Source organism: Thermosynechococcus sp. M98_K2018_005, from assembly GCF_015295825.1.
Lineage (GTDB): Bacteria > Cyanobacteriota > Cyanobacteriia > Thermosynechococcales > Thermosynechococcaceae > Thermosynechococcus.
Genome location: NZ_DVEH01000043.1, coordinates 39,682 through 49,409 on the forward strand (window position 1 = coordinate 39,682; position 9,728 = coordinate 49,409).

12 protein-coding genes are annotated in these 9,728 nt (G+C 53.1%); 8 read left to right on the forward strand and 4 right to left on the reverse strand.

The window, feature by feature from the left end; translation table 11 throughout:
• Positions 1–14 precede the first annotated feature (14 nt).
• Positions 15–869: a universal stress protein gene (locus IGQ15_RS05850; protein ID WP_297049639.1), complete on the reverse strand. Its 855-nt coding sequence runs from the start codon at positions 867–869 to the stop codon at positions 15–17.
• A gap of 285 nt (positions 870–1,154) precedes the next feature.
• Between IGQ15_RS05850 and IGQ15_RS05855 the strand changes: the two genes are divergently transcribed.
• The 4 genes from IGQ15_RS05855 (at position 1,155) to IGQ15_RS05870 (ending at position 3,237) form a co-directional block, all read left to right on the forward strand.
• On the forward strand, positions 1,155–1,676 hold the full coding sequence (locus IGQ15_RS05855; protein WP_149819824.1) for a photosystem I assembly protein Ycf3: 522 nt from the start codon (positions 1,155–1,157) through the stop codon (positions 1,674–1,676).
• 10 nt (positions 1,677–1,686) lie between these two features.
• Positions 1,687–1,980, forward strand: a complete 294-nt coding sequence (gene gatC, locus IGQ15_RS05860) for an Asp-tRNA(Asn)/Glu-tRNA(Gln) amidotransferase subunit GatC (protein ID WP_297049642.1) — start codon at positions 1,687–1,689, stop codon at positions 1,978–1,980.
• A gap of 11 nt (positions 1,981–1,991) precedes the next feature.
• Positions 1,992–2,462 (forward strand): hypothetical protein, encoded by a 471-nt coding sequence (locus IGQ15_RS05865; protein WP_297049645.1) that lies wholly within the window; start codon positions 1,992–1,994, stop codon positions 2,460–2,462.
• 160 nt (positions 2,463–2,622) lie between these two features.
• A complete protein-coding gene (locus IGQ15_RS05870) occupies positions 2,623–3,237 on the forward strand; it encodes a hypothetical protein (protein WP_297049648.1) in 615 nt (204 codons plus the stop codon).
• On the opposite strand, the gene folP is transcribed toward IGQ15_RS05870, so the two are convergent.
• The 3 genes from folP to IGQ15_RS05885 form a co-directional block, all read right to left on the reverse strand.
• The gene (folP, locus tag IGQ15_RS05875) at positions 3,234–4,076 is read right to left on the reverse strand and encodes a dihydropteroate synthase (protein ID WP_297049651.1); all 843 of its coding nucleotides are present in this window, start codon (positions 4,074–4,076) and stop codon (positions 3,234–3,236) included. The genes IGQ15_RS05870 and folP overlap by 4 nt on opposite strands.
• Positions 4,073–5,497, reverse strand: coding sequence for an MFS transporter (locus IGQ15_RS05880; RefSeq protein WP_297049654.1), 1,425 nt, complete (start codon positions 5,495–5,497; stop codon positions 4,073–4,075). The genes folP and IGQ15_RS05880 overlap by 4 nt, the downstream gene beginning before the upstream one ends.
• A 65-nt stretch (positions 5,498–5,562) precedes the next feature.
• A complete protein-coding gene (locus IGQ15_RS05885) occupies positions 5,563–7,083 on the reverse strand; it encodes a phosphoglucomutase/phosphomannomutase family protein (RefSeq protein ID WP_297049655.1) in 1,521 nt (506 codons plus the stop codon).
• 192 nt (positions 7,084–7,275) lie between these two features.
• Between IGQ15_RS05885 and IGQ15_RS05890 the strand changes: the two genes are divergently transcribed.
• The 4 genes from IGQ15_RS05890 to IGQ15_RS05905 all read left to right on the forward strand — a co-directional run bounded on the left by IGQ15_RS05890 (position 7,276) and on the right by IGQ15_RS05905 (position 9,696).
• The gene (locus IGQ15_RS05890) at positions 7,276–7,878 is read left to right on the forward strand and encodes a superoxide dismutase (protein WP_181495045.1); all 603 of its coding nucleotides are present in this window, start codon (positions 7,276–7,278) and stop codon (positions 7,876–7,878) included.
• Positions 7,879–8,102: 224 nt separating this feature from the next.
• Positions 8,103–9,095, forward strand: a complete 993-nt coding sequence (locus IGQ15_RS05895) for a CHAD domain-containing protein (protein WP_297049661.1) — start codon at positions 8,103–8,105, stop codon at positions 9,093–9,095.
• A 110-nt stretch (positions 9,096–9,205) separates the two neighbouring features.
• Positions 9,206–9,451, forward strand: a complete 246-nt coding sequence (locus IGQ15_RS05900; RefSeq protein WP_297049665.1) for a ferredoxin-thioredoxin reductase variable chain — start codon at positions 9,206–9,208, stop codon at positions 9,449–9,451.
• 11 nt (positions 9,452–9,462) lie between these two features.
• Positions 9,463–9,696 carry a hypothetical protein gene (locus IGQ15_RS05905; RefSeq protein WP_297049668.1) on the forward strand — a complete coding sequence of 78 codons (234 nt, stop codon included), beginning with the start codon at positions 9,463–9,465 and terminating at the stop codon, positions 9,694–9,696.
• Positions 9,697–9,728 lie beyond the last annotated feature (32 nt).

Sequence of the window (9,728 nt, forward strand, 5' to 3'; positions counted from 1 at the left end):
GCCGCTAGACCAGACTACGTCTCCGATTGTCGCACAAAGAGCACGGGGCACTCGGCATAGACCCGCACATAGTCAGACAGGGAAGTGCCCAAAAGGCGATCCAAGTCGGGTAAACTGCGAGCGATCGACGGACGCCGATCCGGGGAACCCAGAACGAGGAGATCGGCATTGGTATCAGCAGCAATGCGGCAGATTTCTTCAGCGGGCTTGCCAGTGGTCAGGACACACTGGTATTCCACACCCCGCTGCTTGGCCACTGTTGCCGCTTCCGCAAGAATTGGATCTTTTTCAGCAGCCGTGCGGGGGGTATCGGCATGACCCTTGAGGTCGGGATTGACATGGGCAAGAATGAGTTTGCCACCCTTGATCCCCTCCATCAGGCGCACGGCTAAGTGTAAGGAGGCTTTGGCTGCGGCAGAATTATTGAGCGCTACCATGATGCGGTTGATTTTCTTCACAAAGAGGTCATCGCGCACCAGCAACATCGGTCGGGAAGACAGTTGAAACACATACTGGCTGACGGAGTTTTCGAGAATGGATTGCAGGCGCTTGAGTCCCCGCGATCCCATGATGATCAAATCGGCATTGATTTCATCGGCCACGTGCAACACGGTATCCTTAGGATCCCCCTCCCGCAGCATGGTATTGACACTAATCACTGGGTCAAGGTGCAGTCGGGCAACGGCTTCCGCTAGGAGTTTGGCACCCGCTTGACGTTGTTCGGCCATCTCCTCGGCAGTAATTTTCGGTGGAATCACGTGCAAAACAGTGACGGCAGCCCGTTGAATCGCTGGCAACTCCATCAGCGACTTGAGCATTTGTTCGGATTGTCCAGTTCCTGAGTCTGCCAATAGAATATTTTCAATCATAAATCTTAAACTCCCAACATCTGGTGAGCATCACGGCACGGATGGCCACTACAGCCCTTTTCCCAAGGATGGCACACGCTGAAAACAGTCAAAACCGCTGGAGGATAGGATGCTCTCCTCATTCGTACACGCCATATCTTAGAAAAGGGCTGTATGACGATCTTAGGTCTGGGTTAGGGGCCTCTTGGTGGAACGCTACAAATCTAAATCTTAGGCATTGGCGAGGGGTGCGATCGCTGGTGGTGCTTTTGATACACTAGGCAAGAGACCGTTCAAGGAGGCTCTATGCCGCGATCGCAACGGAACGACAATTTTATTGACAAAACCTTTACGGTCATGGCTGACCTCATTCTCAAGGTTTTGCCCACCAGTTCGCAGTCAAAAACCGCCTTTGCCTATTATCGCGATGGCATGTCTGCCCAAGCGGACGGGGAATATGCTGAGGCATTAGAGAACTACCAAGCAGCCCTAGAACTCGAGGAAGACCCCAACGATCGCAGCTACATCCTCTACAACATTGGCCTGATCCACGCCAGTAATGGTGATCATGAAAAAGCCCTAGAGTATTATCACCAAGCCCTTGAACTCAATCCCCGCATGCCCCAAGCCCTCAATAATATTGCGGTGATCTACCACTACTTGGGGACACAGGCAGAAGAGCAGCAGCGCTCGGAGGAGGCTGAACAACTCTTTGATCGCGCCGCAGACTACTGGAAACGAGCGATTCAACTGGCGCCCAATAACTATATCGAGGCGCAAAACTGGCTGAAGACCACGGGTCGCTCCAGTATGGATGTTTATTTCTAAGGGATCACGCATGGCAACAAAAGTCATTACCGCAGAGGATGTGCGCAAGGTCGCTCACTTGGCTCGCCTCGCTGTCGATGAAAGTGAAATTGAAGCGCTGACACAGCAACTAGATAGCATCCTTGACTATGTGAACCAATTGAGTGAACTGGATGTCACCGATATTCCGCCGACAACCCGTGCGATTGAAGTCAGTAATGTGACCCGTCCCGATGTGTTGGAACCTTGGCCGAATCGGGAGGATCTACTGGCGATCGCCCCGGATCGCGAGGATGACTTTTTCCGTGTGCCCAAAATCATGTAAGGCATCAGGCTGTGCAGCGGCGTCAATCCCACCATTTGCAACTGGACTTATTTCCCTTCCTTTCGATCTTGGCCTGTACCATTGGCACGCTAATCCTGCTTGTGGTGGTGATTAGTGCCAGTAGTCTTGGGCGAGAACGCACCAATGTGCAAATTTTGGCACGGGAAAATGCCCAAAATGGGGAACGTACCCCCCGCTATTTGGAGTGTCGTCGCGAGGGGGTCATCATCCATCCCCAAAAGGTGCTGGTGCCCAAAGCAGACCTCACGAAGCCCACTTCCACACTGGCCATTTTGTTGGCCAACCTCCGTCGTCGGAGCGATCGCGAGTACATTATCATTGCTGTGCGCCCCGATGGCTTTGACTGCTTTGAGGAAGTGCGCTACCAGGCGGAACGTGCAGGGGTGGCCCTGGGCTATGAACCCTTTAATGCTGAGTGGGAGTTGTGTGTGCCTGCTCCGGGGCGCAGCAATTGTTCCTAATCTACCCAAGCATAGTGGCGGGGCTTAGATTGAGCAGTCTCGGTGAGAAAAGCCCTCAAGGGATATGCACCCCCCCAGAAAATTTGCGATCGCCCCGCAAGACCCTCCTAATTAAGAGGTGCCTTTGTCCTTAGAAATCGCTGATGCTCAGGGTGAATTGTTGAGAGGTTTCTTAGTGCCCCCCGTCGCGATCGCCTCCCTACTCTTTGGCTTTGCCACCAATATGGATAACTTTAGCGTGGCCGTTAGCTATGGCCTGCGCCGCTATCGTATGAGTGGGCTGGGTAATGTCCTGATTGCGGCTCTTTCTGGTAGCAGTACCTTTTTGGCCATGGGGTTGGGTGGGTGGGTGCAGCAGTATGTGCCGTTGATTTGGGCACAGCGGCTTGGCAGTGGTTTACTGATAGTCATGGGGGCATCGGCACTGGGGGGAGTCTTGCTCAACTTGAATCATCCGTCTAAAACCACAAAGCCGAACTTATTACCAATTCTTGACTATGCCTACGACTTCACGCTCTACCAGTCGCTGCTGTTGGGTTTGGCATTGACCCTGACAAACTTTGCCACAGGGGTAGCTGCGGGCTTGGCGCGCCTACCAATTTTTGATGCCGTGATAGCGAGTACAGTAACCAGTTGGGTCTGCATTGGCAGTGGCTTTTGGTTGGGGCAGCAACTCCGCGAACAAACCCCCTTGCGCTTTGGCCCCTATTTAGAGGGCTTGGCGAGTCTTTTTCTCATAGCGGTGGGTATCCTCAAGTGGTTTGAGTCTCCCTAGGGCGATCGCCAGAGTACATCGGCCATCCGACACACTTGCACCATTGCCGCCACATCATGGACGCGCACCATCTCGACCCCTTGGGCAATGGCATGACAGCAGACCGCTGCGGTACCCCAAACCCGGTCTTTAGGATTAGGCAGGTTCAGCACGTCGCCAATGAAGCGTTTGCGCGATGGCCCCAGCAGGAGAGGATAGCCAAGGCTGTGAAATTGCCGCAGTTCTCGTAAAAGGGTGAGATTCTGGGGCGTGGTTTTGGCAAAACCAATGCCGGGATCAATCATCAGGTGTTCGGGGGGAATGCCGCTGGCGATCGCTCGCTGCGTTTGTTCCTGAAAATAGCTAAGCAAATTGCCAATCAAATCTTCGTAGTCAGTTAATTGCTGCATGGTGGCTGGGGTTCCCCGCCGATGCATGAGGATATAGGGCACCCCCAATGCTGCTACCGTGGCAAACATTTCCGGATCCGCCTGCCCGCCTGAGACATCGTTAACGATATTGGCACCTGCTGCCACCGCTGCCCGAGCAACCACCGCATGGGTCGTATCAATGGAAATGGGAATCTGCGACTGCTGACGGATGCCCTCAATCACGGGCAACACCCGCGCTAACTCGGCACTAATTGGCACTTCACTGGCGCCCGGCCGGGTGGACTCGCCGCCGACATCAATGACATCAACCCCTGCTGCTACCATTTCGAGGGCATGGGCAACGGCACTAGCGGGATTAAAAAAGTCACCGCCATCGCTAAAACTGTCGGGGGTGATATTTAAGATCCCCATAATGTAGGTGCGCTCTCCCCAAACAAAGGCGCGATCGCCCACGTACCAGCCCTTCATGCACCCGCCTCTCCTTGCCGTTTAGCGTGCAGCTTTAAGAGAATTGCTTGGTGTACCGGCTGCGTAATGGGATAGAGGTAGGCCAAAACAATGCCAATAATGAGCAAAAAGGTCGGTAGCGGCCCAATAGTAATGCGGATTGCCAACAGTGCCGAGGCAGGCTGAACGGGGCGCGGCTCATCGGCAACGCTGGAGAGGTAGCCTGCCCACTGCAAGGCCTGACCCACTAGAAACAGTCCCAAGGCAAGACCAATTTTTTGCAGTAGCACCATAAAGGCATAGAAGACCCCCTCCCGCCGCTGGCCACTATTGAGTTCGTCGAGATCAATCACATCGGGAATCATTGACCAAGGGACAAGGTAGGCCGTCGAAACCCCAAACCCCGCCAGAATCGCGCACACATACACCAGCGTTGTTTGCCCCGGCTGCAATAAAAACAAGCCGGCCTGAGCCATAATCCACAGTGCCATGCCCATGTAATACACCGCCTTTTTACCAATACGCCGACTCACAGCACTCCAGACAAAGAGCATGATCATCGCTGTCGATTGAACCGCCAGTGCCACTTGCGTATATTCGGCAGGGGACATTTGCAACCAATCGCCAATAAAAAAGGGAATCAGCGAGGCAGTAATTTGCACCGCCAGCCAAGAACAGAGGTAAATCCCCATCACGAATAGGAAAGGCCGATTGCTAAAGACCAAGCGCAGTTGCGTCCTCAGGGGTAAAGGGTGTTGGCTGGGGGTATGCCGTTCAAACTCCCGTACCCGTTGCCGTGTGCCCCAGACACACCAATAGATGGGCAGCACAGATAATACGGCGGCAATGCCCCCTAGAACAATGTACTGAGTTTTGGGTTCCTTAATGACTTGGAAGAGAAATTGCGCCAACAGCAGCGAGCCAATACTGCCACCAATGGAAAAGGCAAAGCGAAAACTATTCAGACTGGTGCGTTCGTTGTAGTCCTCCGTGAGTTCTGGTGTTAGGGTGCTGTAGGGCAGATTGACTGCGGTGTAAAACGTGCTAAAGAGGAGACCCATGAGAACGTAATAGCCAAAGAGCAACCCTTGATTCGTCGTCGGTACCCACCAGTTCAAGAAAAAGCAAATGCCAAAGGGAAGGGCTGCTGAGATCATCCAAATGTGGCGGCGTCCCCACTTGCCCACAGGGGTGCGATCGCTCAGGTAGCCGATGATCGGATCATTGATGGCATCCCAGATTTTGCCAATCATCAACACACTGCCTGCCAAGCCAGCATTGAGTCCAGCCACATTGGTCAAGAACACCATCAGGAAAAACACCTGTAAATTGGCAGTGATAGCAGTTCCGAGATCACCAGCACCGAAGGCTAATTTTGTCCAGAGGGAGAGGGGCGCCCGGACACTGGCGGCGGAACTTTCGCTAGAGGGGTCTACTGACATTAGGATTTTTCCATTATTTTGGAGATGACGTGTAGATGACGATTGTGATTCTTTTTGAGCGTGCTTTACCCGGCTGTTGCTGAGGAGCCCGCTGGGGTGCTAGAGGCATTATTGGCCACTGAAACTGCCCATTGATTTGCCCATTCTAAAATGCGCTGCACTTCTTCAGGCGTTTTCCCTTGGCAGTAGAGGCGCAGCAGCGGTTCGGTGCCACTAAAGCGAATCAGCAACCAACTGCCATTGGCCAGCTGAAATTTGTAGCCGTCAATGGTGTCCCAATGGCTGACGGGCATATCTAGAATCTGGGTGAAGGGATGCTCAGCTAGCATCGTCTCCAGTTTTTGCCGCTGCGCGGAGGACGTCAGGGTGAGATCAAGGCGATCGTAGGCACTGTAAAAGTTCGTGGTTGCCTGCAACTGCTGATAGTATTCCCCTACGCTGAAGCCAGATGTTACCAGGGCTTGTAGTAGGTACAATGCTGAGAGTAAGGCATCTCGCTCGGGAAGATGGTGGCCATAGCCAATCCCACCGGATTCTTCACCCCCTAAGAGAATGGTTTCTCCAGCGAGCATGCGATCGCCAATGTACTTAAAGCCAATGGGCGTTTCAATCACCGCTAAACCATGGTGGGCGGCCACTCGCGCCACCAGATCAGAACTGCTAATGGATTTGATCACGGCCCCTCGGTAGCTACTGTGTTGTGCCAGATGATCAATCAAGATGGGAATAATTTCTTGGGCAGTGTACAGCACCCCCTCGCCATCAATGACTGCTAGGCGATCGGCATCACCATCAAAGACTAAACACACTGTCGGGGTAGCACTGTGTTGTTGCCGCAGCTGCTCTTGGGTTGTGGCTAAATAACGGCCAATCGGTTCAGGAGCACCCCCCCCAAAGAGGGGATCGCGATCGCGCCGAAACTCCGATATGGGAATCTCCAATAACCGCTCTAATCCACCGGCGGCGACCCCATGCATGACATCGGCACAGACTTGCAGCTTACCGGTGGCGATCGCCTCACGAATGGGTCTTGGATCAACATGGGTGCGCAAGGCTGCACAATAGCTGGGCCACGGATCAAAGGCTTGATAGTCTGTTTTGGCCTCACCCACGGGTGGCGGGTCTCCCTGAGCTAACTGCGCTTCAATGGCTTGGGTGACGGTCGTGGGTACGGAGCCGCCAAAGGCGCCCTTCACCTTCAGTCCCGCATAGATACCGGGATTGTGACTTGCCGTCATTACCAAGCCGCCAATAGCTCCCTCTGCTTTGACGGCCCAACTAAAGGCGGGGGTCGGTGCCGCACAATTGGAAAGCCACACCTCATAGCCTTGGCTCGCCAGTAATTGAGCAACGGCTGCGGCCAACTGTTCCGCTAAAAACCGGCGATCGTAGCCCACAATGATGCGAGGCGTTGTGCCCTTGCCATAGGTTTGATGGAGCACTGCCGCCGCTGCCTTGGCTGCCCGCAGCAGACGGTTAAAAGTAAACTCAGCGCCAATGATGCCCCGCCAGCCATCGGTACCAAAGCGAATGGGGGCATCCTCAGGAATCAAAACCTGATCTAGGCGAAGGACAGAAGCAACCATAGAACCCAAGACCCAAGAACCCCTTTGAACATATCATGCTGCCAGACAGCTCTTTTCTAAAGGGGAAAGGAGGATGATATAATTATTGCGAATTGTTAATTAGGCGATGGGCACTGCTGCTAGGTGCCTTTTGGCGATGACTGATCTCTAGTAGCCTAAACCTGCATCACCTTTAGAGAGGTATTGAGCACTATGGCATTTGTACAAGAACCCCTTCCCTTTGATCCGGGTGCCCTTGAACCCTATGGGATGTCTGCGAAAACCTTTGAATTTCACTATGGCAAGCACCATAAAGCCTACGTGGACAACCTGAATAAACTGACTCAAGATACTGAACTGGCTGACAAATCCCTTGAAGATGTTATTCGCATAACCTATGGCGATGCTGCCAAGGTGGGCATCTTCAACAACGCAGCTCAAGTGTGGAATCACACCTTCTTCTGGAATAGCCTCAAGCCCGGTGGCGGTGGCGCTCCTACAGGTGATGTGGCCGCTCGGATCAACAGTGCCTTTGGTAGCTACGACGAGTTCAAGTCTCAGTTCAAAAATGCGGCAGCGACCCAGTTTGGTAGTGGTTGGGCATGGCTGGTGCTCGAAGCGGGTACGCTGAAAGTGACCAAAACCCCCAATGCCGAAAATCCTTTGGTTCATGGGCAAGTGCCTCTGCTGACCCTTGACGTGTGGGAGCACGCCTACTATCTCGACTACCAAAACCGTCGTCCCGACTTCATTGATAACTTCCTTAACCAACTGGTGAACTGGGACTTTGTTGCTAAAAATCTAGCGGCTGCCTAAGATTCCCAATTTTTATTTTTTATTCCGCTCTTACTGAATTACTTCACTGATTTCCCTGATCCCCGTTCTGATCGAGCGGGGCTTTTTTTTGCTGAGCCATGATCATGATTCAGCCACAACGGTAGGATATGGTTAAGTTAAAGTTAAGATAAAAGTAGCCTTAGTTAATAAACGTTAAATTTAATAGTGGTATTCCTTTGGGCGTTGAGCAGGGAGGGGGTCTTATGGAAACCCTAGGGCATGTCGCATACGCCGCTTTTGAAAAGTACTACCGCAAAATTAGCAAACACGAGCCGGGGGTGATTCGCGATCGCGATGTTGAGGCAATTCACCAGATGCGGGTAGGTCTGCGCCGCCTGCGAACGGCTCTGGAGGTCTTTTGCAATACAGTGCGTTTGCCCAAGGGGGTTTCGATTCAGCGGGTGCGGGCGATCGCCGGCAGTCTTAGTCCCGTACGGGATTTGGATGTGATGATGCTGGCGCTTAAGGAGCAGTATTACCCTCACCTACCTCGCCCTGAGCAACAACAACTGGCAAAACTCATTAAAAAACTCGAAAAGCAACGGACAGAACTGCTGCAAAAAGCCCTGCAACTGCTGCGGAGCGATCGCTATCGCAAATTGCAACAGGGGCTAGAAGAATGGCTAGCTGCCCCTCAGTATCGTGAGATTGCCAACTTGCCAACGGAACTGATTGCCCCAGATATTTTGTTGCCCTTGGTGTGTCAACTGCTGCTGCATCCGGGGTGGCAAGTGGCCATTGAATGGCAGGGCGATCGCCCCCTCTTTCTTGCGGTTAGCAACCCGCCCCAGTGGCTGCAAACAGCGGGTGAAGAACTCCACGATCTCCGCAAGCAAACCAAGCGAGTCCGCTATCAGATGGAACTCTTTAGCAGTGTCTATGGAGACGCCTTCACCGAACAGGTGGACGCCTTTGCTCAGCTGCAAGAACTCTTAGGTACACTTCACGATGGCGTTGTCCTCTATGACTTTTTCCGTACTGAACTCGGACTCAACCTCCGCCAAGCCTCTCCTTGCCTCGCAGAAATGATTGCCCTTGAGCAAACACGCCAGTGGCAAACTTGGCGGTGTGTCCAGCAGGAATACCTCAGCCCCGAAAAACGCCATCAAGTGCGCTCCTTGCTCCTGATGCCCCCCCTGACAATGGGGGCCAATGGTAACTCCCCTAGTCATTTGATGATCTCCTCTACCAACTGACAGCGATCGGGCAGTAATGGTAACAATTGATTTTCAGTTGTCCTAAGGCGATCGCCCCGTATGCGACGATAAAAAGAAACCCCCTGCCAGTCGAGGAGAGCAAGAAACGAATGAGTGTTATCGAGCAACAATCCTTAAGAGTCGGTCTGCGGGTGCGCGTTAAGACCCCTACCATCGTCTATCACCATCCCGATCACCGTAACGAACCCTTTGACATTCAGGGCATGGAAGGAGAGATTTTCGCCATTCTCAGCGACTGGCAAGGCCGTCCCATTAGTCCCAACTACCCGATTCAGGTGCGGTTTAGTCCCAAGTTCATTGCCCATTTGCACCCCGATGAGCTGGAAGTGATTTAGGTACGCTCTATATGCCTCCCCGTTGGCCGCGCAAGCCTGATCGTCGTGATCCGAGCTATCGCCGCTTGGACGATCGCATGAATTTTGCTGTTCATGTTGCCCTGTTTGCTGCTTTTAACTCCGGTGGCTGGTTTTGGCATCAGGTGCAACCCATGGCAGTGCCCTTTATGCCGACGGTAACGCTGGTGTGGTTAACGTTATTGGCAGTCCATGCTCTCTATGTGTTCGCGATCGCCCGTTATTGAGAAATTATCCCCTTGAACGCAGTGGTGCTGAG

Coding starts and splice junctions, on each gene's coding strand:
- IGQ15_RS05905 (WP_297049668.1), top strand. CDS start 9,463: ATGCCTCCCCGTTGGCCGCGCAAGCCTGATCGTCGTGATCCGAGCTAT.
- IGQ15_RS05855 (WP_149819824.1), top strand. CDS start 1,155: ATGCCGCGATCGCAACGGAACGACAATTTTATTGACAAAACCTTTACG.
- IGQ15_RS05885 (WP_297049655.1), bottom strand. CDS start 7,083: ATGGTTGCTTCTGTCCTTCGCCTAGATCAGGTTTTGATTCCTGAGGAT.
- IGQ15_RS05850 (WP_297049639.1), bottom strand. CDS start 869: ATGATTGAAAATATTCTATTGGCAGACTCAGGAACTGGACAATCCGAA.
- IGQ15_RS05880 (WP_297049654.1), bottom strand. CDS start 5,497: ATGTCAGTAGACCCCTCTAGCGAAAGTTCCGCCGCCAGTGTCCGGGCG.
- IGQ15_RS05890 (WP_181495045.1), top strand. CDS start 7,276: ATGGCATTTGTACAAGAACCCCTTCCCTTTGATCCGGGTGCCCTTGAA.
- gatC (WP_297049642.1), top strand. CDS start 1,687: ATGGCAACAAAAGTCATTACCGCAGAGGATGTGCGCAAGGTCGCTCAC.
- IGQ15_RS05900 (WP_297049665.1), top strand. CDS start 9,206: ATGAGTGTTATCGAGCAACAATCCTTAAGAGTCGGTCTGCGGGTGCGC.
- IGQ15_RS05895 (WP_297049661.1), top strand. CDS start 8,103: ATGGAAACCCTAGGGCATGTCGCATACGCCGCTTTTGAAAAGTACTAC.
- folP (WP_297049651.1), bottom strand. CDS start 4,076: ATGAAGGGCTGGTACGTGGGCGATCGCGCCTTTGTTTGGGGAGAGCGC.